Origin of the sequence: Paenibacillus sp. FSL R10-2199 (assembly GCF_038000235.1) — a bacterium.
Lineage (GTDB): Bacteria > Bacillota > Bacilli > Paenibacillales > Paenibacillaceae > Paenibacillus_AQ > Paenibacillus_AQ phytohabitans.
The window spans coordinates 882,365-904,680 of record NZ_JBBOBO010000001.1 but is presented as its reverse complement, the minus strand read 5'-3'; the positions used below and the strand labels follow the sequence as shown (position 1 = coordinate 904,680).

The 22,316-nt window shown below is 52.2% G+C and carries 19 protein-coding genes; all 19 read left to right on the top strand.

Annotated elements, in window-relative coordinates; genetic code table 11:
* Window positions 1-35: 35 nt before the first annotated feature.
* Window positions 36-539, top strand: coding sequence for a S1 domain-containing RNA-binding protein (locus tag NYE33_RS03900; protein WP_042132690.1), 504 nt, complete (start codon window positions 36-38; stop codon window positions 537-539).
* A 443-nt stretch (window positions 540-982) separates the two neighbouring features.
* Window positions 983-3,490 carry a stage II sporulation protein E gene (spoIIE, locus tag NYE33_RS03895; protein WP_042132691.1) on the top strand — a complete coding sequence of 836 codons (2,508 nt, stop codon included), beginning with the start codon at window positions 983-985 and terminating at the stop codon, window positions 3,488-3,490.
* Between the two features lie 966 nt (window positions 3,491-4,456).
* Window positions 4,457-5,203, top strand: a complete 747-nt coding sequence (locus NYE33_RS03890; protein ID WP_042132692.1) for a hypothetical protein — start codon at window positions 4,457-4,459, stop codon at window positions 5,201-5,203.
* On the top strand, window positions 5,193-6,131 hold the full coding sequence (locus NYE33_RS03885; protein WP_042132693.1) for a serine/threonine protein kinase: 939 nt from the start codon (window positions 5,193-5,195) through the stop codon (window positions 6,129-6,131). Before NYE33_RS03890 ends, NYE33_RS03885 begins: the two co-directional genes overlap by 11 nt.
* Window positions 6,132-6,205: 74 nt before the next feature.
* Window positions 6,206-7,648 carry a tRNA lysidine(34) synthetase TilS gene (tilS, locus tag NYE33_RS03880; protein WP_341064816.1) on the top strand — a complete coding sequence of 481 codons (1,443 nt, stop codon included), beginning with the start codon at window positions 6,206-6,208 and terminating at the stop codon, window positions 7,646-7,648.
* Window positions 7,649-7,693: 45 nt separating this feature from the next.
* A complete protein-coding gene (hpt, locus tag NYE33_RS03875) occupies window positions 7,694-8,233 on the top strand; it encodes a hypoxanthine phosphoribosyltransferase (RefSeq protein ID WP_039309523.1) in 540 nt (179 codons plus the stop codon).
* Between the two features lie 111 nt (window positions 8,234-8,344).
* Complete coding sequence (gene ftsH / locus NYE33_RS03870; RefSeq protein ID WP_076248555.1) at window positions 8,345-10,396, top strand: ATP-dependent zinc metalloprotease FtsH; 2,052 nt, start codon at window positions 8,345-8,347, stop codon at window positions 10,394-10,396.
* A 211-nt stretch (window positions 10,397-10,607) separates the two neighbouring features.
* Entirely contained in the window at window positions 10,608-11,546 is a 939-nt protein-coding gene (gene nadA / locus NYE33_RS03865) for a quinolinate synthase NadA (protein WP_039309543.1), read from the top strand.
* 39 nt (window positions 11,547-11,585) lie between these two features.
* Entirely contained in the window at window positions 11,586-13,202 is a 1,617-nt protein-coding gene (nadB, locus tag NYE33_RS03860) for an L-aspartate oxidase (protein ID WP_039309525.1), read from the top strand.
* Complete coding sequence (gene nadC, locus NYE33_RS03855; protein ID WP_076248557.1) at window positions 13,192-14,064, top strand: carboxylating nicotinate-nucleotide diphosphorylase; 873 nt, start codon at window positions 13,192-13,194, stop codon at window positions 14,062-14,064. The genes nadB and nadC overlap by 11 nt, the downstream gene beginning before the upstream one ends.
* Entirely contained in the window at window positions 14,064-14,831 is a 768-nt protein-coding gene (locus tag NYE33_RS03850) for a type III pantothenate kinase (RefSeq protein ID WP_039309527.1), read from the top strand. Before nadC ends, NYE33_RS03850 begins: the two co-directional genes overlap by 1 nt.
* A 47-nt stretch (window positions 14,832-14,878) precedes the next feature.
* Complete coding sequence (gene hslO, locus NYE33_RS03845; RefSeq protein ID WP_042132697.1) at window positions 14,879-15,763, top strand: Hsp33 family molecular chaperone HslO; 885 nt, start codon at window positions 14,879-14,881, stop codon at window positions 15,761-15,763.
* A 9-nt stretch (window positions 15,764-15,772) separates the two neighbouring features.
* The gene (locus NYE33_RS03840; RefSeq protein WP_081969781.1) at window positions 15,773-16,717 is read left to right on the top strand and encodes a peptidylprolyl isomerase; all 945 of its coding nucleotides are present in this window, start codon (window positions 15,773-15,775) and stop codon (window positions 16,715-16,717) included.
* A 126-nt stretch (window positions 16,718-16,843) separates the two neighbouring features.
* The gene (gene cysK, locus NYE33_RS03835; RefSeq protein ID WP_042132698.1) at window positions 16,844-17,782 is read left to right on the top strand and encodes a cysteine synthase A; all 939 of its coding nucleotides are present in this window, start codon (window positions 16,844-16,846) and stop codon (window positions 17,780-17,782) included.
* 204 nt (window positions 17,783-17,986) lie between these two features.
* Window positions 17,987-19,612, top strand: coding sequence for an anthranilate synthase component I family protein (locus NYE33_RS03830; protein WP_341064812.1), 1,626 nt, complete (start codon window positions 17,987-17,989; stop codon window positions 19,610-19,612).
* Window positions 19,609-20,190, top strand: coding sequence for an aminodeoxychorismate/anthranilate synthase component II (gene pabA, locus NYE33_RS03825; protein WP_039309532.1), 582 nt, complete (start codon window positions 19,609-19,611; stop codon window positions 20,188-20,190). Before NYE33_RS03830 ends, pabA begins: the two co-directional genes overlap by 4 nt.
* Complete coding sequence (locus NYE33_RS03820) at window positions 20,187-21,068, top strand: aminotransferase class IV (RefSeq protein WP_341064810.1); 882 nt, start codon at window positions 20,187-20,189, stop codon at window positions 21,066-21,068. Before pabA ends, NYE33_RS03820 begins: the two co-directional genes overlap by 4 nt.
* Complete coding sequence (folP, locus tag NYE33_RS03815; protein ID WP_341064808.1) at window positions 21,065-21,922, top strand: dihydropteroate synthase; 858 nt, start codon at window positions 21,065-21,067, stop codon at window positions 21,920-21,922. Before NYE33_RS03820 ends, folP begins: the two co-directional genes overlap by 4 nt.
* Before the next feature lie 30 nt (window positions 21,923-21,952).
* Window positions 21,953-22,315 carry a dihydroneopterin aldolase gene (gene folB / locus NYE33_RS03810; protein ID WP_039309536.1) on the top strand — a complete coding sequence of 121 codons (363 nt, stop codon included), beginning with the start codon at window positions 21,953-21,955 and terminating at the stop codon, window positions 22,313-22,315.
* Window position 22,316 lies beyond the last annotated feature (1 nt).

Genomic DNA, 22,316 nt, shown 5'->3' with positions numbered 1-22,316 from the left:
GTCTGTATATTTTTAAGGGAGGATCATTTTATTCTATGGCAATTGAAGTGGGCACCAAGTTAGAGGGCAAGGTGACAGGCATCACGCATTTCGGAGCATTTGTGGATCTGTCAGGAGGTGTCACAGGTCTCGTTCACATCTCGGAGATCGCCGATAACTACGTCAAGGATGTTAACGATCATTTGAAGATTGCGGATGTAGTAACCGTCAAGGTGATCAATGTTGACAAGGACGGCAAGATCGGACTTTCCATTAAGCAGGCCGTTGATAAGCCGGCGTCAGAAGTACGTCCCCCCAGAGCTCCAAGACCAGAACGTCCAAGCGGTGGAGACCGTTTCGGCGGTGGTGGCGGCAGTGGCGGAGGCGGCGGTGGTGGATTCAATCGTGAACGGGGTGGGCGTCCATTCAAGCCTGCAGCCGGTAAACCTTCATTCGAGGATAAAATGTCACGCTTCCTGAAAGACAGCGAAGAACGGATATCTTCGATCAAGAAGAACACAGAAGGAAAGCGCGGCGGCCGTGGAGCCAAGCGCGTATAATCTGAGTCTTGCACATCATAAATAACCGCTGGGGCTTCATGCCCTTCGCGGTTTTTTTGTTTGTCCTGGTAATTGTTCAATTCCTGGCATTTGCCCGCTGGTCGCAGTAAGCTCTGCATTAACTTCAGTGTAGGATTCGCAGCCGGGCTGTTTTTTGTCGGCCACAAACAAATTGCCGACAGCATCCAAGCCATTCTCACATAACTCTAGGGCAATCGCTGACGAATGTATGCGCGGGCACCGGCAACGTCCGCCGTCATGGTCAGCCCCGGCAAGGGCTAACCTTTTGCTCCGTAAGGGTTAGAAAGGTTTTTCCATAAAATGTCGGCAGAGGCTTTTTTGTCGGAATATTTTTACAGCCTGCTCTCTGTTTCTGACAAACTTTCATAAGACCCCCGCTATATAATGAGAACCATAAATTCTTATACGGGTGGTGCAGGGGAATGAGTAAAAGCAATGTGGTGAATTTGCCGGAGTGGACAAGAGCAGGAAGCAAAGACAAGATTCAGAAGGAAGCTTGGAGTACACGTCTGAAGGCGTGGAGTATGAAACAGCCGGTCCTCCAGTTCATCGCGGTCAAGAAGTGGGCAATGCTGCTGAGTCTGATGGGCTTTTTACTGGGCCGTGCCATGATTTTGGACGAGCTGACTCCCTTTGCTGCCGCTTATTTCGCCGTCATTGTATTTATGCGCAGGGACTCTACGCTGCCTGTGGCTGCGGCTATTCTGCTCGGAAGTCTCTTTACCCCGTTTCCCGGTGCTATAGTGGTTGCCGCAGAGCTGATTATCTTTTATCTAATTTATAAAGGAATGGAGAACTTCCAGCGGGTGGATCTGTCCTATGCGCCGCTGATGGTATTCGTGGCTTCTTTTATGGTGGGACTGTTCCGGGTGGTGATCGGGCCGACGCTGGCCTGGTATCCGCTGATGATGGCAACGATTGATGCCTTGCTTGGGTTTGTGCTGACGCTCGTATTCCTGCAGGCGCTTCCGGTGTTCACTTATAAGCAAAAAAGCAGGGCGCTTCGCAATGAAGAGGTCCTCTGCCTGATTATTCTGCTGGCCTCCGTGATGACAGGCCTGGTCGGGTGGACGGTAAACGGCCTTTCTCTGGAGCATATTTTATCGCGCTTCCTCATTCTGCTCTTTGCCCTTGCCGGTGGAGCCCCGCTCGGGGCAGCCGTCGGTGTCGTCACCGGACTGATTCTCAGTCTGGCTGATGTAAGTGCCATTTATCAGATGAGTCTGCTGGCCTTCTCCGGCATGCTGGCGGGAATGATGCAGTCCGGACGCAAAGGGGCCGTCTCAATCGGGATGCTGCTGGGTTCAACCATATTGTCGGTATATTTCATGGGACCGGGCGATGTGATGAATTCCACCTGGGAGACCTGCGCGGCCGTAGTGTTGTTTCTTCTGACACCTAAAGGCATTATTTCTGCCATTGCCAAATATGTACCGGGGACTGCTGATCATAGCCGCTCTCAACATGAATATGCCCGCAGAGTGCGGGATATTACAGCAGACCGGGTTACCCAGTTCTCTCAGGTATTCCGTCAGCTCTCCAGCAGCTTTGGTCAAATTCCCCGGGCCACGGAAGCCGGTAAAAGCGACCGTGAAATGGAGGATTTTATGAAAACGGTAACGGAAGGGGCCTGCGCCGGCTGCATCCGGCGTACCCACTGCTGGGATGCCAAGTTCTATCAGACATACAGATATATGACCGATATGATGACTACTGTGGAGGAATGCCCCGACATTACAGCGGCCCAGCTGCCTCCGGAATGGAACCGGATCTGCGGCAAGACGGGCGAAGTACTGGAAGTAATGAAGGGCCAATATGAACTCTATCAGCATGATATGCGCTGGAAGCGGCAAATATACGACAGCCGCCAATTTGTTGCCGAGCAATTATCAGGGGTCTCTCAGGTTATGGAGGATCTGGCGAAGGAGATCAAGCGGGAGGGCCAGGCGATGTACCGCCAGGAGGGACAGATTCGTGAGGCACTGGAGAAGCTGGGCCTGTCAATTCACACTATAGAAATTCTAAGCCTTGATCCCGGCCGGGTAGAGATTGAAGTAGTGCATGCTTATACCCGGGGCTTTGACGAATGCCGCAAAATGATTGCCCCGCTGCTCTCCGATATCCTGGAGGAGAATATTGCGGTGGTAAGTGAAACAGCTGTGCACCCGCGCGAAGGCTTATCCATGGTGACTTTTGGTTCGGCCAAAGCTTATGAAATCAATACCGGCGTAGCCGGGGCTGCCAAAGGAGGCGACATAATGTCCGGCGACAGCTTCAGTACGGTGGAGCTCGGAAATGGCACCTTTGCTGTGTCGATCAGCGATGGAATGGGCAACGGCGAGCGGGCCCGGATGGAGAGCAGCGCTGCGCTATCCATGCTGGAGAAGCTGCTGCAATCCGGGATGGATGAGAAGCTGGCGGTCAAGTCCGTCAATTCGATTCTGCTGCTGCGTTCCCCGGATGAATTTTATGCGACCGTGGATATGGCGCTGATCGATCAATATTCGGCGCAGACCATCTTCATGAAGATAGCGTCAGCACCAAGCTTTATCCGGCGGGGCAGCGAGGTTATTCCGGTGACAGCCAGCAATCTGCCGATTGGAATTATTAAAGATATCGAAGTGGACCTGGTCACCATGCAGCTGCGTCCCGGGGATATTCTCATTATGATGACCGATGGTATTTATGATGCGCCCGGATATGCCGTTAATAAAGAGATATGGATGAAACGCCTGATCCAGGAGCTGGAAGGCGATGATCCTCAGGATATGGCCGACAGCCTGCTGGATAAGGTAATCCGTTACCAGGGCAATGAAATCCATGATGATATGACGATTGTCGTCAGCCGTGTCGATCATTTCCATCCGGAGTGGTCCAGCCTGCATATGCCGGGCGTGGGCCGGATGGAGAGACCGCGTACAGTTAGTTAGGTAACCTATCATTCAGCTGACATTGTTCTTTCATTATTATCTATAGAGGCAGAACTTAAAATTGTGGCCAGCCGATAAAACGCCCCCCTGCAGAGTAAGGGTTTCGTTCATGCAGTAAGTGGGATTCTTAAGTTCCCTCTATTTTCTGTCCGTCACGCTGCCATGGGATTCAAGAACCACTGGCAGTCCTGGTCCGTCTCGGTTCAGGCATGAAGTTTTTGTACGTAGTACAGCTTTGATTCGGCGTTACCCGGTTGTTTGGGAGGATTGTTGTATGAATTACAACAATTGCTCCGCTAAATGGCTTGGAAGCTGAGAAATCCTGCATTTCGTACAACAATATCCGCTTAGGGATGATTTTGTGAGGGAAATGTTGTATTTGGTGCAGGATTTTAAGACACAGACTGGAAGAGCGATAGTGGGGCGCTTAATAGTTATCTGCAGGAAACTTATCAATTCAGCTGCAGCAATCACCATATTTCACCACCAGCTAAGTGGTTAGCCAAGTTAAGCACCACCGGAGCTTCCATATATTCCGCTGGCCGAGGCCTGTGGTCTCAATCTTGTGTTAACGGGCGGGTGCATTCCATCCACTCGCCCGTTTCTGCCCCGCCCCGTTTCAACCGCCGCTGACTCAGCGGCGATTGCTTCAGATTGTTGGTCTTATCGTGAGGTTAAGGAACGGAGAGGAATTTTGGAGCCGCAGAAGCGGCAGCATTCGCCTGAAAGCTTTCCGCAGGAAAGATCGCTTCGGAAGCATATGCAGTCCTCTGATTTCAACCGCAAACTGCGGTACTCAAATCAGGAAATCAGAGGACAACAGCGATCGGAGGCCCAAAACTTTCTCGCAGTGACCCTTATTTCATGAAGCTATTCGATTCAAGTTTTTCCCGCTAAGCGGCGTTTGAAATCTCTCTACCTTGGATATGCTAGAACTAGATACAAGGCAAAGGGGAGTGAACGGTCATGAAGCAGATTCTGCTCATTACTGACGGTTGTTCAAATGTAGGGGAAAGTCCGGTACTTGCGGCAGCGCATGCCCGGCAGGAAGGCATTACGGTCAATGTCGTAGGTGTCGTGGACTATGGAACGATCGGTGAACTCGGAAGCCGGGAGATCGCTGATATTGCCAAAGCGGGAGGCGGACTCAGCCGGATTGCCTCAACGTCGCAGCTGGCGCAGACCATTCAGATGATGACCCGCAAGACCGTGGTTCAGACAATCCAGCAGGCGGTTAATAAAGAGGTAAAAAAAATTCTCGGCGAGGGTTCCCTTGAAGAACTGCCTCCACAGCAGCGGTCGCAGGTGGTTACGGTTGTCGATGAGCTGACTGAGACTTCTCCGTTGCGTATTGCCCTATTAATTGATGCAAGTGCGAGCATGAAGCCCAAGCTGGGTGCCGTGGAGGATGCCATCCGTGATTTGGCTCTCAGTCTGGAGGCACGGGAAGGGCGGAGCGAGCTTGCCGTGTTCCATTTCCCCGGACACTCCAGCAGTGAAGATGCCGTGCTGGATATGGACTGGACGCGGAATGTATCGGAAGTCCGCTCACTGTTCTCCAGGCTGAAGATGCGGGGGGCTACTCCGACAGGACCGGCTATTTTCAAGGTGCTCGAACATTACCGTTATGATAAACTGGATGAACCTCGTGACTATCTTGTGAATGGGGATGACGAGGCAAGAGAAGGGATGATTGGTGGGTATGTCGTCTAATCCACCCTTTCCGGCAGGCACTGTAATTACCGGCAAATGGCGGGGGAACCGTTATGTTGTGGAGCGGATGCTGGGGAAAGGGGCAAACGGAACCGTATATCTTGTGCAGCGGGAAGGCCGGCGGGAGCGGTATGCGCTCAAAATCGGATACGATACGCTGGAGCTGCAGTCAGAGATCAATGTACTGACCTCTCTGCAATCCTGCCGTAAACGCAGCGAGCACCGGGCGCGCAAGGAGTCACCGTTGTCCTCTTACCTGCTGGAATCGGATGATTTCAAGGATAGGGACCATACTCCTTTCTACGTGATGCGTTATGTGGAGGGCAGACCGCTGCATCATTTTTTGTCCAGGAACGGGGCGTCCTGGCTGGGGCTTGTCGGCATGAAGCTTCTGGAGAAGCTGCAGACCCTGCATGAGTGCGGCTTTGTGTTCGGAGACCTTAAGCCGGAGAATGTCATGGTATCCAGTTACGGGGAAGCCGAGCTGATTGACTACGGTGGCGCGAGTCCCCTGGGACGCAGCGTGAAGCAGTTTACCGAATGGCATGACCGCGGATTCTGGAACGCCGGCAGCCGGACGGGAGACGAGAACTATGATCTGTTTGCTTTTGCCGTACTGTGCCTGCGCCTGCTTAATGAAGAAGGTCTGAAGTCGGCAGCCCAGCAGCTGCCGCAGACCCGGAGTGTGGATGAACTGCTGAAGCTGGCCAGAAATCTGCCTGACAAGAAGCTGGCCTCCTGGCTGTGTCTGGCGCTCAAAGGCGGTTTTCCCGGATCCGCACAAGCTGCGGAGATTTGGAGAAGTCAGATATACAGAGCGCGGAAGACGGGAAAGGATACGATGGCAACTCCCCGCTGGCTCAAAAATGCGTTTGCGCTGTCTTTATTTCTGCTGGCCTTTACGATCTACTGGGTATTCCGTTTTTGAAATTATACATAATACCAGGGTTCTGGAATTCCGGAGCAAGACAGGCAAGTGATCTGCAAGAAAGGATGCCGCATATGGAACAAATGAAAGAACTGGTGGAATCCGTACTGGAAGCTGCGGCTGAGCATGAACTGTGGCAGCCCCATGACACCATTGTAGTCGCAGTTTCCGGAGGGCCGGACTCTGTGGCTCTTTTGCGTATTTTGCACGAGATAGCCGTAAACCGGATGCCATTAACTCTGGTCTGTGCCCATGTGAATCATGGCTTCAGAACCGAATCAGCGGAAGAGGCGGAGTTTGTCAGGAAGTTGGCTGCTGAGCTGGGAATCCCTTTTGAGCTCGCGGAGTTTGATATTCCATCCATGGTCAAGGAAATAGGACTGGGTCCCGAAGGAGCGGCAAGGGAGAAACGCTATCAATTTCTGATTGAAACCGCGCACCGTTACCATGCACGTTCTGTCGCACTGGCCCATCATGCCGATGATCAGGCCGAGACCGTGCTGATGCGGCTGCTGCGGGGGAGTGGTCCTTCGGGGCTTGCAGGCATGCGCTGGAAACGGACTGAAAAAAAGGTGGAACTCATCCGCCCCTTCCTGCGTATTAACAAAACAGCTCTTGTCGGCTTATGCCGGGAAGAGGGGTTTGCTTACGCGGAGGATGCCAGCAATCTGCTTATGAAGTATAAGCGGAACGCGGTAAGGCTGGAAGTATTGCCCCTGCTTGAACAGCATAATCCGAGAGTGAGACAATCACTGCTGCAGCTGTCTGAAATTGCCGGTGCGGAAGATGAATATATGGAGGCGAATGCGGCAAAATGCTTCGAAGAGCTTGTTTTTATCGAGCATGGAAAATACACCTTGAAGAGAGCTTCATTTGCGGCCCTACCCTCCGCTTTACAACGGCGTTTGATTAAACTAATATTAAATTATCTGTCAGCGGATTCATCTGCGATGGATTTCCCCAAGATTGAAGCTGTGCGCCGGGGAACGCTGCAGGAGTACCCCACCGTATGGACTTTGGATTTGGGCGGGGGTTTCGTCTGTATGCGGCAATATGACACCCTTTTGTTCTCGTCCAAGCCCTTGCTTCGGCAGGTGAGCTATACATACCCTCTGTCTTTGCCTCATCCCCGGATCAACCTGAAGGAGATAGGAAAAGTTATGACGATGAAGGTGCTGGAGAGAGAAGATTTTTTTGCACAGGAGGAGGACTCTGGGAAGATGTCGGCTTGGTTTGACGGCGATGAGCTCGTCTTACCACTCACCATCCGTTCCCGATTGCCTGGAGATACCATAAGGGTTATGGGATTAAACGGAAGCAAAAAGGTAAAAGATATTTACATTGATGATAAAATACCTTCTTCCGAACGCTCTGCGATTCCCCTCGTTTGTGATGGTTTGGGCAATATCGTCTGGATTCCGGGCGTAAGACGCTCGATGCATGCCGCAGTAGGGCGGCACACGGCCTCGGTGCTTCTCCTGTCCATGGAAGACATGGAACAGGGCGAAGAAACGTAATGGTCGAAGTAAGTCTTTCATAGTATAACTTAGGAGGTTCGCAAGTTGCAGAATGATATTCAAGAAATCTTGATCAGCGAAGAAGAAATCCAACAAAGAATCAGGGAGCTTGGCGCCCAGCTGAGCAAGGAATATGCAGGCCGCACACCTTTAGTCATCTGTGTACTCAAAGGTGCGTTTATCTTTATGGCGGATCTGGTTAAAGTGATTACAGTACCCGTTGAGATGGACTTCATGGCAGTATCCAGCTACGGCGGTACGACCAAATCATCCGGTGTAGTCAAAATCATCAAGGATCTGGACACATCGGTTGAAGGCCGTGATGTTCTGATTGTCGAGGACATTATCGACAGTGGTCTTACCCTCAGCTATCTGATTGAGATGCTGCAGGGCCGGAATGCTGCTTCCGTCAACGTAGTCACCCTGTTCGATAAACCTTCAGGCCGTGCAGTTAATCTTGAGGCCGAATATACCGGCTTTGTGATTCCTGATGCTTTCCTGGTAGGCTATGGACTCGACTATGCCGAACTGTATCGGAACCTCCCATACGTAGGTGTACTGAAGCCTGAAATTTATTCCAAATGAACCAATCGACAGCCTTAGATTCAAGGATCACTTTTCTGGATTTCCTGACAATTTGAGGAGTCTGGTCAGGCTATGGTACAATAACTTGAGCGTTGTGAGAGGAGGTAGGGGATGAATCGGTTCATCCGGAATTCTGGTTTTTATTTGATTTTATTTTTAGTCGTGGTGGGCATTGTCCAGTTTGTAAGCAATGGAAATGAATCCGCCGATTTCCCTAGATATGATGAGTTAAGACAGGAGATCAAGGACAACAATGTGAAGAGCCTGACGGTTCAGTTTGAGGGTAACGCATTTTTGGTTACAGGCGAATACAAAGAATTGCCACCTGAGACTAAATCGAAGAATTTCTCCACTTATGTTCCTCCTACAGATCGTGCCCTTGATGAACTTATAGCTGCCAGCGAAGTTAATGGCGTGGAGCTGACTCAGAAGAAAATGGAAGGCGACAGCATCTGGCTGACATTCCTTTCTTCCATCATTCCATTAGTTATCATGTTCATCCTGTTCTTCTTCCTGTTTAACAATGCACAGGGCGGCGGCGGCAAGGTCATGAATTTCGGCAAGAGCAAAGCCCGGTTATATAATGAAGAGAAGAAGAAAATCAGCTTTGAGGATGTTGCAGGAGCTGATGAAGAGAAGCAAGAGCTTGTGGAGGTCGTGGAATTCCTCAAGGATCCGCGTAAATTCGCAGCTGTAGGTGCACGTATTCCTAAAGGGGTACTCCTTGTGGGACCTCCGGGAACAGGTAAAACCTTGCTGGCCCGTGCGGTAGCAGGTGAAGCCGGTGTTCCATTCTTCAGCATCTCCGGTTCCGACTTTGTGGAAATGTTCGTCGGTGTCGGCGCATCCCGGGTACGTGATTTGTTCGAGAATGCGAAGAAGAATGCTCCTTGTATCATCTTTATCGACGAAATCGATGCTGTGGGACGTCAGCGCGGCGCAGGACTTGGCGGCGGACATGACGAACGCGAACAGACCCTTAACCAATTGCTCGTTGAAATGGACGGCTTTGGCGGCAACGAAGGCATTATCATTGTCGCGGCTACCAACCGCGCCGACATACTGGATCCGGCATTGCTCCGTCCAGGCCGGTTTGACCGTCAGATTACGGTTGACCGTCCAGACGTGAAGGGCCGTGAAGCTGTACTGAAGGTTCACTCCCGCAACAAACCGCTTACCAAGGATGTTCGGCTTGACGTAATTGCCAAGCGTACAACCGGATTTACCGGTGCGGATCTGGAGAACCTGCTTAACGAAGCGGCACTGCTTGCTGCACGCCGCAACCGTAAGGACATTACCATGCGTGAAGTGGATGAAGCGATTGACCGTGTAATTGTCGGCACAGAGAAACGCAGCCGCGTAATCAGTGACCGCGAGAAACGGATTGTAGCTTACCACGAAGCAGGCCATACCATTGCCGGCTACTTCCTCGAGCATGCCGATGTGGTGCATAAGGTTACCATTATCCCGCGCGGCCGCGCAGGCGGATATGTCATTATGCTTCCTAAGGAAGACCGGATGATCGTTACCAAGCAGGAACTCTTGGATAAGGTTACCGGATTGCTTGGCGGACGTGTTGCTGAAGAATTATTCATTGGCGAAATTGGCACAGGCGCTTATAGTGACTTCCAGCAGGCTACGCGCATTGTGCGTGCGATGATTATGGAATATGGAATGAGCGATAAGCTTGGGCCATTGCAGTTCGGCACATCCCAAGGCCAAGTCTTCCTTGGCCGTGATATCGGACATGAGCAGAACTACAGTGACTCCATTGCTTACGAGATTGACCAGGAAATGCAGAACCTTATCCGCAGCAGCTATGAGCGCTGCAGAGAGCTGCTGACCAAGCATTCCAAAGAAATGCACCTGATTGCGAACACCCTTCTGGAGAAGGAAACGCTGGAACTTGATCAGATCACAGAATTGATTGAGCAAGGCTACCTGACGGAGGATGGCAAACCGGAAGAAACAGAGGCAGTAACGCATGAAGCGGGCGAGCCAGTAATTGATTCTATCGGTGACGTACGTGTACGCATTCAAGGCAAATCCGACGAAGAACCGCCATTCCTTGGCGATCTGTCTAAGGATATTCCGAATAAACCGGATCCTGAAGAAGGAAACGGTTCGGATGATGGCAACAAAGGCGGCGGAAGTCTGGTTTAATCGCTGAATAAAACATCGATTTTTTATCCGGAGAACCTGAGGTTCTCCGGATTTTTCTGTCTATAGGTACATCAGGACATAGAGCTACACCCGGCTTGCCCGCATTGACAGGGGGTGGAACGTTGTGTACATTAGTGATTAAATATTAAATAAATTAACTTAATAGAATGCACTGGCTATATGCCATGAAGACATAAGGGGGAGAATGACCGTGGAAGCTCTGGCGCTTGAGCGCAAGCAGGAACAGAATCGTGAACTTCGTGTGCGCCTCGAACAGCTTAAGAAAGAACGGAATGCAATAATTCTGGCTCATTATTATCAGCGTGATGAAATTCAGGAAGTAGCGGATTTCCGTGGAGACTCTTTTTTACTGGCTCAGAAGGCTGCGGAGACAGAGGCAGATGTGATTGTATTCTGCGGGGTTCACTTTATGGGGGAAAGCGCCAAGATTCTTGCGCCGAACAAAACTGTTATAATTCCTGACGAACGCGCCGGCTGTCCTATGGCGGATATGGTCAACGTGGACGGACTCCGGAAGCTGAAGGCGCAGCATCCTAATGCCAAAGTAGTAACCTATATCAACTCCTCCGCTGAGATCAAAGCGGAAACTGATATTTGCTGTACCTCTGCCAATGCGGTGAAGGTGATTGAATCGCTTGATGCGGAAGAAATTATCTGGGTACCCGATAAGAACCTGGGCCAATATGTTCAGGATAAGACCGGCAAGAAGCTGATTATATGGGAAGGCTACTGTAATACTCATGATATGCTTACCGTCAAGGATGTAGTGGAGATGAGAGCCAAATATCCTGAAGCGGAATTTGTGGTACATCCGGAATGCCGTCCTGAAGTGGTGGCCATGGGTGATTATGTGGGCAGCACAACCTCGATTATAGAGTATTGCCGGAAATCGGACCGCCGGCAGTTTATCGTGGGAACTGAGGATGGAACCGGATATCAGCTGCGTTTGGACAGTCCGGATAAAGAATTCCATTTTGCCACCAAATTCCTGGTTTGTCCCAATATGAAGGTTAACAATTTAAAGAAACTGGTAAAATGCCTGGAGACGATGAAGCCGCAGATTTATGTACCGCCCGCTGTCGCCGACAAAGCCAGAACTTCCCTAGAGCGCATGCTACAAGTCCGGTAGCATGCGCTACTCTTTCGTTGAAACAGGTGAAAAGCGGTCATGATTCCACAATATTTGGTTGATTTCGATCTTCAGGGGCTTCCTGTAATTAAGACAGATTGTATTGTGATTGGTTCAGGCATTGCCGGTTTGTTCACAGCGATCAAAGCCAGTGAAGACCGGAAGGTCATTATGATTACGAAGAAGACAGTCATGGAGAGCAATACACGGTATGCCCAAGGGGGGATTGCCGCTGTGTTCTCAGACGACGATTCTCCGGTATATCATCGTCAGGATACCCTGATGGCCGGTGCAGGGCTAAACTCCTCTGCGGCTGTTGATGTACTGGTGAATGAAGGTCCGGAAGGCGTCCGCGAACTCATCCGGCTCGGGACGAAGTTCGACAAGGAGAATGGCGAGCTTGCGTTAACGCAAGAGGCGGCACATAGCCACCGCCGTATTCTGCATGCGAATGGGGATGCTACAGGCTATGAAATTGTCCGCGCCTTGGCTGAGCAGGCAGAGCAGCATAAGAATATCGAGGTATGGGATGACCATTATGTCATTGATCTGATTACCGTAGACGGGGAATGCGTGGGGGCATTGGTACAGCGTCCGGGAGGCGGACGTTTGTTCCTGCAGGCCGATGCAACCATTCTATGCTCAGGCGGAGCAGGGCAATTATACCGGTATACGACCAATCCCGAAGTGGCAACCGGTGACGGTGTAGCCATTGCTTACCGGGCTGGAGCCCATGTACGGGATATGGAATTCATCCAGTTCCACCCGACAGCGCTCAGTTATCCGGGAGCCCCGCGCTTCCTGATCTCGGAAGCAGTGCGCGGTGAAGGCGCTGTGCTGCGCAATATCAACGGAGACCGGTTTATGGAAAGGTACCATGAGCTGCTGGAACTGGCCCCGCGCGATATTGTGGCCCGGGCGATTGTGAGCGAGATGGAGCTGACCAAATCCACCTTTGTCTACCTTGATATTACACATGAATCAGCGGATATGGTCAAACACCGCTTCCCGACGATCTATGAGACCTGTATGAGTTATGGACTGGATATTACAAGTGACTGGATTCCAGTGGCTCCTGCTGCGCATTATATGATGGGGGGCGTCAAGACCGATCTGAACGGGGAGAGCACCGTTTCCCGCCTGTTTGCCTGTGGCGAGGTTTCGTCTACAGGGGTACAGGGAGCCAACCGGCTGGCCAGTAATTCTCTGTCGGAAGCGATTGTCTTTGGCCGCCGGATCGTAGAGCGCATCCGTCAGCTCCCGCCGCTTGGGCGGGATACAGTATCGGCAGGCTGTGACCAAGGCCGGGTGGAGTCGCCTACCCAGGCTATTGTGGAGCGGCGTCTGAAGCTGCAAAAGGTTATGGTACGCTACGCCGGACTGCGGCGGAACCAGGAAATGCTGATTAAAGGACTGGATGAATTAAAGCGTCAGCTGCCGATTTTTAATGCGGCACTTACCAAACGTGAAGAATACGAGTTCGCTAATATGCTTACGTGCTGCCTGCTGATTACCGAATCAGCGCTGGCACGGGAGGAGAGCCGCGGCGCTCATTATCGCGAGGATTATCCGCTGCGGAATGATGCAGAGTGGCAGAAGCATCTGCTCCAGATTCGCGAACTGGGAATAGTGGAGGAATTAAGTGATGATGTTTAATGGCTATAATGAAGAACTGCTCCAGTCTATTAAGGGGTGGCTGCAGGAGGATGTCGGATCAGGGGATATCACAACACGTACCACTATACCCCAGGGACATGAATCCAAGGGGATTATCCATGCCAAAGAGGACGGAGTAATCTGCGGAATTCCCGTGGCTGAACTGGTTTTTGAGGTAGTAGACCCGACACTCGTATTTACGGCATTGGTACAAGAAGGCCAGCCGGTGTCCAAGGGCACGGTCATCGCTGAAGTCGAGGGCAGCACGCATGCCATTCTTACAGGCGAACGGCTCGCCCTTAATCTGATGCAACGGCTCTCCGGTGTGGCCTCGCGGACGGCGTCATTCGTGCAAGAGCTTCAAGGTCTGCCAACCCGGCTGGTGGATACCCGCAAGACAACACCAGGTCACCGGATGCTGGAGAAGTATGCTGTCCGCATAGGCGGAGGAGCCAATCACCGCTTCGGCTTGTATGACGCGGTAATGATTAAGGATAATCATATCAAGGGCGCTGGAGGCATTCGTCAGGCGGTAGGGCGCGCCCGGGCCAATATCCCCCACACCATGACGATCGAAGTGGAAACGGAAAGCCTGGAGCAGGTAGAGGAAGCGCTCGCTGCGGGGGCGGACATTATCATGCTTGATAATATGTCACCTGAGCTGATGGCGGAAGCAGTAAGAAGAATCAGAACCAAAGCGCGGCATGTCAAAATCGAGGCTTCAGGCAATGTATCTCTGGAAACGGTACGCGGGATTGCAGAATCGGGTGTAGATGTTATTTCTGTAGGCCGGCTTACCTATTCCTTCGCCAGTCTTGATATCAGTCTGGATCTGAATGGCAAGAAAGGCGGAAATCTCTAATGATACTTGTCGTTGATATCGGGAATACGAACATCGTGCTTGGAGTCTACCGGGGGCCTGAGCTGCTTCATCATTTCCGGCTTAGCACAGCGCGTCAATCGACTGTGGATGAATATGGTGTCCTGATTCATAATCTGTTCCACATGTCGAATATATCGTTTAAAGATGTAGAGGGTGTCATCATCTCCTCGGTTGTTCCGCCGCTGGTTCAGGTTATCGTGGAAATGTGCGTGAAATATATCGGCAAAGACCCGCTGCTCGTAGGCCCCGGAATCAAAACCGGGCTTAATCTGCGTTATGAGAATCCGCGCGAAGTGGGCGCAGACCGGATTGTAAATGCCGTTGCGGCGATTGAGCAGTATAAATGCCCGCTCGTGGTCGTTGACTTTGGTACGGCAACTACGTTTGACTGTATTGATGCCGGAGCGAACTATCTTGGCGGGGCAATCGTGCCGGGTCTGGGGATCTCTACAGAGGCCTTATATCAGCGGGCATCCAAGCTGCCGCGGATTGAGCTGGAGAAGCCCAAGAAGGTTATCGGGCGCAATACTGTCCACGCGATGCAGGCAGGAATTATTTTTGGCTATGCCGGCCAGGTAGAGGGAATTGTAAGACGCATTAAGCTGGAGATGAATGCGCCCGTTCTCAAGGTTATTGCTACAGGGGGGCTTGCTCCGCTGATTGCCGGCGAGACAGATTGCATTGATGAGGTTAACCCGATGCTGACGCTGGAAGGATTACGTATTATTTACAACCGTAACAAATAATCATGAAATGAAACCTTATACAGACAGATAGGAGGAGTATGCACCCAATGGAAAAAAAGAAGGATCGGCTTATCCGGGGAACTGCCATGAACGGGAAGGTCAGAGCGTTCGCAGTCCGGACAACAGAACTTGTCGACGAATTGCGGCGCAGACATGATACCTATCCGACAGCTACAGCTGCGCTTGGTCGTACTGTAACCGCCGCAGCCATCATGGGCGCTATGCTCAAGGGTCAGGAGAAGCTGGCGATTATGGTCAAAGGGAATGGACCGCTCGGACAGATTACGGCCGAATCCAATGCCCTGGGCGAGGTTCGCGGTTATGTGAGTAATCCGCATGTTCATCTGCCGAGCAATAGCCTTGGCAAGCTGGATGTCGCAGGTGCTGTGGGTACGGAAGGATTCATTGATATCAGCAAGGATCTGGGGATGAAAGAGCCGTATCGCGGCAGTGTGCCCATTGTCTCAGGAGAACTGGGCGAGGATTTCACTTATTATTTTGCCATTTCGGAACAAACGCCTGCTGCTGTAGGGCTGGGTGTATTGGTGGAGACAGATAATTCGGTAAGAGTTGCCGGAGGATTCATCATTCAACTGCTGCCCGGACTGACAGATGAAGAGATCACCGAGATTGAGCATGCCGTCGGAGCGATGCCTTCAGTGACGGCGATCCTGGACCAGGGCCTTGAGCCTGAAGAGATGCTTCGCCTGCTGCTGCCGGATGCTGTAGTCCTTGATGAACTCGAGATCTCTTTTGTCTGTCAATGCTCGCGTGAGCGGATAGAAGAGACACTGGTCAGTCTAGGCCAGCACGAACTGGAGCAGCTGATCGAAGAAGATGATCAGGTTGAAGTTATATGTCATTACTGTAATGAAGCTTATGTGTTTAACAAGGATGAACTGCAGGTAATCCTCGATCAAGCGAAATCGTAGGGCTATAAGATGATGACAAGACAGGAGCGCGCGCTGCGCAATACCGTTATATTACTCGCCGTCGCGACCTTAATGCTTGGAGGTCTTTTATTCTGGAGCCTGCGTGCAATGGCCCTGCTTAAGGGAGAGGCTGCAGACGGGGAGGCTTCGGATATTGCTGCCGCCGGAGGCCAGCCGGTCACGGACCGGGAATGGATAGATGAACTCAAAAAAAAGCATGGAGATGAAGTGCTGCTGGGCATGCTTAATCATATCGTTGTTGGCAAGGAAGCCAAAGCTCTCGGTATTACGGTGACCGATGAGGAGATTGAGCAGGAATTGAAGCGCGGCATGTCCGGCTACGGCTCGGAGGAGCAGTATTATGACCAGATGCAGTCTGAGCTTGGTCTTTCCCGCCAGGAGCTGCACGAGGAAACCGCGTACCGGCTGACGCTTCAGGCGGTAGCCACCACCGGTATTACGGTCAGTGAAACTGAAATTGATGATTATTTGGCCCAAAACGCCGAGAGATTCACTCCCAGGAAGCAAATGCAGCTCTCTATGATTAAGCAGGCAACCTATAACGGGGCTAATCAGGTTATGGACCGCCTGGAGCAGGGAGAGGATTTCGCCGGCCTGGCCAGAGAGGTATCCACAGATGAGGAGAGCCGCCAGCATGGCGGTAATATCGGAACAGTGGAGGAGAATGATCCGTTCTGGCCGGAGGAGCTGCTGAAGACAGCAGCGGGCCTTGAGACTGGAGACATCGCAGGGCCGCTTCAGGTCGAAGGCGGTTATGCTGTGATCCGGCTGGAGAAGCTTATTGATCCCGGGAAGCCGGATCAGGATGAGCTCCGAGGGCTGATCCGCCAGGAGCTGGCGCTGGAACAGGCGGCGCCCCTGCAGCAGGTGGAAAGCGATTTGCGTGCCAAATACGCTACAGCAATATATATTGACAACAGCCTGCAAGATTGATAATATGAGATTAAATGTAAAACCTACTGATTTAGTCGGAAATAATAGGCGGCACAACATATGCTGATCATAACTGTCACAGGTTCCGCACCCAATTCATCTATCATCCCAAGGAGGTTTTTGCTCATGGCTAAAGTCGTCAACAGTGTAACAGATTTGATCGGTGGTACACCGCTCGTTCGTCTGGGTCGGATTGTTCCGGAAGGTTCCGCAGAAATTTACTTGAAGCTGGAATATCAAAATCCGGGTTCGAGTGTGAAAGACCGCATCGCTATCAGCATTGTGGAAGAAGCTGAGAAAGACGGTTCCCTGAAACCTGGAGGCACCATTGTAGAAGCGACCAGCGGTAATACAGGGATTGGCCTGGCGCTTGTTGCTGCTGCCAAAGGCTACAAGGCGATTATTGTTATGCCTGAAACGATGAGCCTTGAGCGCCGCAACCTGCTGCGTGCTTATGGTGCTGAGCTGGTATTGACTCCAGGATCTGAAGGGATGAACGGGGCAGTTAAGAAAGCTGAGCAAATCCTCAGTGAGAATCCGGATTACTTCCTTGCAGAGCAGTTTAAGAACAAAGCCAACGTGAAGATTCACCGCGAGACCACTGGACCGGAGATCGTGGAAGCAATCGAATCCATTGGCGGCCCCCTGGATGCATTCATCGCAGGTGTCGGTACAGGCGGAACGATTAGTGGTGCAGGTGAAGTGTTGAAGAGCCAGTATCCTGATGTGAAGATCTATGCTGTAGAACCTGCAGCTTCTCCAATTCTGGCCGGAGGCAAACCGGGTCCCCACAAAATCCAGGGGATCGGTGCCAACTTCGTTCCTGAAATCCTGAACCAGGATATCTATGATGAAATCATACATGTAGAGAATGACGAAGCTTTCGAAACGGCCCGCCGTGTAGCCAAAGAGGAAGGCGTTCTGTCCGGTATTTCTTCCGGCGCTGCTGTATTCGCTGCCCTCAAAGTAGCTAAGGAACTGGGCGCAGGTAAAAAGATCGTTGTTATTATCCCAAGTAACGGCGAACGTTATCTGAGCACACCGCTGTATAACTTTGAAGTATAATTGCTGAGAACCAGCAATTCAGAAGAGCCTGCGATCCGCTTCCATAGGGATATCGCAGGCTCTTTTTCTGAATAATAAGCATTTATCAGGTTTACGGGCTTTTCAAAGTAACCGGATGTACAGTATACTGACAGGCAATAAACTATCGTAGAAGCCAGCGTATGCTTTCGAGGCTATGCTTCACAAAACTTTAGGGGGATAAATGTGGAGATCTTAACGGCTTGGCAGGAGTGGGAACAATGGGCGGACGAAGCCTGGAGCGTTCTTCCGCTGGTCCTTCATTCACGGCAGGAGAAAGGGGGATTGCCGGGCAGCTGGCAGAGAGCCTGGGAGATGGCTTCACCATATTCCGTGGTCCTGGAGAGCGGTAAGGGCGGACGTTATACATATCTGGGCTTGCGTCCGGTTTCAGTCATAAAGGGTATTGGAGATACCGCAGAGCTCTACAGTCTGTCTGATGCGGCTGTGGGACAGGCACAAGCTGAACCTGAAGCTACGGAGCTGCTTCAAGGGCAACCGCTGAAAGTGCTGCAGGAGTGGATGAAGGATTATGTCTCACCCCGCGTACCGTTCGACGGGCAGCCGCCCTTCACCGGAGGTTGTATCGGATTTCTCGGCTATGATGTAGTCCGCTCTCTGGAGAAGCTGCCGTCCTGTGCCAAGAGGGATCCCGATTTCCCGGATTATCTGTTCATGAGGCTGGAAGAGCTGTGGATCTATGACCATCACGAGGATATTGTGTATTGTGCAGTACATGTACCTGTTCCGGCTGTGATATCCGCTAACAGGGCTGAGCTGCATGCCATGTATCTTGATGCTGTGAGCCGTGCGGAGCGAATGCTGGAGGAGTGGCAGCGTATCATGGTACCTGCTTCTTCTGAAGCAGCTGCTGCCGCCCAGTATGCTGACATTGCCTGCCTGATTGATACTGAAGCTAGTGTCACCGGAGAATGGCCAGGCATGAGCTCGGATTTCTCGCCGGAGCAATTCCAGCAGGCCGTGCTGGATGTTCAGGAATACATCCGTGCCGGTGATGTCTTCCAGGTGAACCTGTCGCTGCGCCAGCAGGCGCAGCTGCAGTCCTCGCCGGAGGATGTCTACGAGTGGCTGCGCAGACTCAACCCGTCCCCGTACATGGGGCTGCTCCGCACGCCCGGCTTCGCCCTCTCCAGCGCTTCGCCGGAGCTGCTCGTGAAGCTGCACGGGGACAAGGTCAGCGCCCGCCCCATAGCCGGTACCCGGCGCCGGGGCCACACTCCCGCGGAGGACGCCGCCATGGAGGCGGAGCTGCGCGGGAGCGAGAAGGAGATCGCCGAGCATGTTATGCTTGTCGATCTCGAGCGCAACGACATCGGCCGTGTCGCTGCATACGGGACGGTCAGCGTGCCGGAGCTGCTGACCGTGGAGCGATACTCACATGTGATGCATCTCGTCTCGCAGGTGGAGGGCATCGCCGCACCCGGCAAGGATGCTTACGATGTCATTGCCGCCTTATTCCCCGGCGGCACGATCACCGGCGCGCCCAAGGTGCGCACCATGGAAATTATTGAAGAGCTGGAGCCGGTCCGCCGGGGGCCATATACTGGATCCATGGGCTGGATTGACTATAATGGCAATATGGAATTAAATATAATTATACGTACACTGGCCGTGAAGGACGGAATCGGCTACATTCAGACAGGAGCGGGTATTGTGATCGATTCGGATCCGTACCGGGAGTACCGGGAATGCCACAACAAAGCCAAAGCGGTAGTGAAGGCGATTCTCTGCAGTGAACGCGGGCAGGAATTGCGGACTACCTCCGGCACCGAAGGAGGAAGCGCAGTATGATCTTGGTCATCGATAATTATGATTCCTTTACGTATAACCTGGTGCAATATCTGGGTGAGCTGGGGGAGGACGTTAAGGTATCCCGTAACGATGAGATCAGTATTCAGGAGATTGAGGCCCTGGCACCGGATCATATTTTGATCTCTCCGGGACCATGTACACCGAATGAGGCAGGCATCAGCCTTGAGCTGCTGCAGCATTTCAAAGGAGTCATCCCGATCTTTGGCGTATGCCTCGGTCATCAGGCCATCGGACAAGCCTTCGGCGGTAATGTGATCCGGGCAGAACGCCTGATGCACGGCAAAACCTCGCCGATTCACCATAATGGCACCTCTGTCTTCGAAGGACTGGAGTCCCCGTTTACGGCAACACGGTATCATTCCTTGATTGTAGAACGTGAGAGTCTGCCGGATTGCCTGGAGATTACAGCAGAAACGGCCGAAGGCGAGATTATGGCCTTGCGCCATAAGGAATACCCGATCGAAGGCGTGCAGTTCCATCCCGAGTCGATCATTACCGATCATGGACATACGATGCTGCGCAACTTCCTGAAACGGAGAGCCGGAGAACCGGCATGAAATATATAGGACTTAACAACAAAGCAGTCGACGCCAAAGACGCCGTGGTCTCCGCCCTGGATCACGGCTTTTTGTACGGAATGGGTCTGTTTGAGACCTTCCGCACCTACGGGGGTGAGCCCTTTCTGCTGCAGAGGCATCTTGACCGGATGGCAGAGGGCTGCAGGCAGCTGGGTATTCCCTTTGCGCCGGATGTGCAGCAGCTTCGGGAATGGATTCAGCTTGTAATGGACAAGAATGAGCTTAACGAGGCTTATGTCCGCTATACAGTCACAGCCGGTGAGGATATCCTTGGGCTGCCGGCAGGAGATTACAAGCAGCCTAATCAGCTGCTGTATATCAAAGCGCTGCCGGCACTGCCGGACAGCCTGTATAGCGAAGGCAAAGAACTGCAGCTGCTGTATCACCGGCGGAATACCCCGGAAGGGCCTGTGCGGCTGAAGTCGCTGCATTATATGAACAACATTCTGGCCAAGCGTGAGCTGGCCGGACACCCGTCTGCGTCTAGAGGAGCAGAGGGGTTGATGCTGACGGCAGCGGGTGACATATCCGAGGGAATTGTGAGCAACATCTTTTTCGTCGCAGATAACCGGCTCTATACCCCCGATATAGCTACAGGCATTCTCCCGGGAATTACCCGGGAAATGGTGCTGGAGCTGGCAGCATCCGCAGGCCTCTATCCAGAACAAGGCTTTTACCGCTGGGAGCAGCTTGAGGCGGCTGACGAAATTTTCCTCACCAATTCGGTGCAGGAGATTGTGCCGGTAACGGCGCTCTGGAACGGGGACCGGCGGATAACGATAGGCGGCGGGCGCTGCGGAGAACGGACAGATGCAATCCTGAAGCTTTACAGAGAAAGGGCGGGGAGGCTGGAATGAAGCCGGTAATATATAAGCGGAACTACCGCTGCGGAAGCGGCAGGCTGATTCTAGGCGAACGGACCCTGATCATGGGTATCCTCAATGTGACGCCGGACTCTTTTTCCGATGGGGGATTATGGACAGATCCGGAAAGAGCGGTAGAGCATGCACTGCGAATGGCAGCCGAGGGTGCCGATATTATTGATATAGGCGGAGAGTCAACGCGTCCGGGTCATCAGCCGGTAGGAGTAGAGGATGAGTTGGAACGCGTACTGCCCGTTATCGAGAGCATCCACCGTGCCGCGCCTCATCTGCCGCTATCTATAGACACCTACAAAGCGGAAGTAGCGCGCCGTGCGGTTCAGGCCGGTGCCCATATTATCAACGATGTCTGGGGGGCCAAAGCAGATCCGCAGATGGCGGCAGTTGCCGCGCAGGCGGGTTGTCCGATTATCCTGATGCATAACCGCCATAACCGCAATTATCAGGATTTGATCAGCGATATGACAGAGGATTTAACCGCGAGCATTAACCTTGCCCTGACAGCCGGAGTAGAGCCGCAGAATATCATTCTCGATCCCGGGATCGGTTTTGCCAAGGATTATACGGAGAATCTTCAAGCGATGATGGGCTTGGATGTACTGGGGGAGCTTGGGTATCCGCTGCTGCTGGCCACTTCGCGCAAAAAGTTCATCCGTACCGCACTCGATCTGCCGGCGGATGATGTTGTGGAAGGGACTGCTGCTACAGTCGCTTTCGGAATTGCCCAGGGCTGCCAGATCGTGCGGGTGCATGATGTCTCTTTAATCAAACGTACAGTAGATATGTGCGATGCCATGTTATATGCTGCAGCACCTGCGGTGCGTGAATAGACTATTTTCAAGAGAAGGCAGGTACCCTTAATGGATAAAATGAAGCTGCACCGCATGGAATACTACGGATATCACGGTGTGTTTGAAGAGGAGCGCAAGCTGGGCCAGCGCTATTATGTGGATTTGGAGCTGGAGCTTGATTTGCAGGGAGCGGGTCTCTCTGATGATCTGGAGCAAACCGTGAACTATGCCGAAGTACATTTCCTGGTCAAAAAAATTGTCGAAACAAAGTCCTTCAAGCTGATCGAGGCTTTGGCAGAATATATTGCATCCGCAGTACTGGACACTTATACTGTTATCAATGCAGTAACCGTCAAGGTGACGAAACCGCATCCGCCATTCGATATTCATTTTCAGGGAGTAACCGTAGAACTGCGCCGGACGAGAAAGTGAG

Excerpts from the sequence above, each read along its gene's own strand:
- NYE33_RS03900 (WP_042132690.1), top strand. The coding sequence starts at position 36 with ATGGCAATTGAAGTGGGCACCAAGTTAGAGGGCAAGGTGACAGGCATC.
- spoIIE (WP_042132691.1), top strand. The coding sequence starts at position 983 with ATGAGTAAAAGCAATGTGGTGAATTTGCCGGAGTGGACAAGAGCAGGA.
- NYE33_RS03890 (WP_042132692.1), top strand. The coding sequence starts at position 4,457 with ATGAAGCAGATTCTGCTCATTACTGACGGTTGTTCAAATGTAGGGGAA.
- NYE33_RS03885 (WP_042132693.1), top strand. The coding sequence starts at position 5,193 with ATGTCGTCTAATCCACCCTTTCCGGCAGGCACTGTAATTACCGGCAAA.
- tilS (WP_341064816.1), top strand. The coding sequence starts at position 6,206 with ATGGAACAAATGAAAGAACTGGTGGAATCCGTACTGGAAGCTGCGGCT.
- ftsH (WP_076248555.1), top strand. The coding sequence starts at position 8,345 with ATGAATCGGTTCATCCGGAATTCTGGTTTTTATTTGATTTTATTTTTA.
- nadB (WP_039309525.1), top strand. The coding sequence starts at position 11,586 with ATGATTCCACAATATTTGGTTGATTTCGATCTTCAGGGGCTTCCTGTA.
- nadC (WP_076248557.1), top strand. The coding sequence starts at position 13,192 with ATGATGTTTAATGGCTATAATGAAGAACTGCTCCAGTCTATTAAGGGG.
- NYE33_RS03850 (WP_039309527.1), top strand. The coding sequence starts at position 14,064 with ATGATACTTGTCGTTGATATCGGGAATACGAACATCGTGCTTGGAGTC.
- hslO (WP_042132697.1), top strand. The coding sequence starts at position 14,879 with ATGGAAAAAAAGAAGGATCGGCTTATCCGGGGAACTGCCATGAACGGG.
- NYE33_RS03840 (WP_081969781.1), top strand. The coding sequence starts at position 15,773 with ATGATGACAAGACAGGAGCGCGCGCTGCGCAATACCGTTATATTACTC.
- cysK (WP_042132698.1), top strand. The coding sequence starts at position 16,844 with ATGGCTAAAGTCGTCAACAGTGTAACAGATTTGATCGGTGGTACACCG.
- pabA (WP_039309532.1), top strand. The coding sequence starts at position 19,609 with ATGATCTTGGTCATCGATAATTATGATTCCTTTACGTATAACCTGGTG.
- NYE33_RS03820 (WP_341064810.1), top strand. The coding sequence starts at position 20,187 with ATGAAATATATAGGACTTAACAACAAAGCAGTCGACGCCAAAGACGCC.
- folP (WP_341064808.1), top strand. The coding sequence starts at position 21,065 with ATGAAGCCGGTAATATATAAGCGGAACTACCGCTGCGGAAGCGGCAGG.
- folB (WP_039309536.1), top strand. The coding sequence starts at position 21,953 with ATGGATAAAATGAAGCTGCACCGCATGGAATACTACGGATATCACGGT.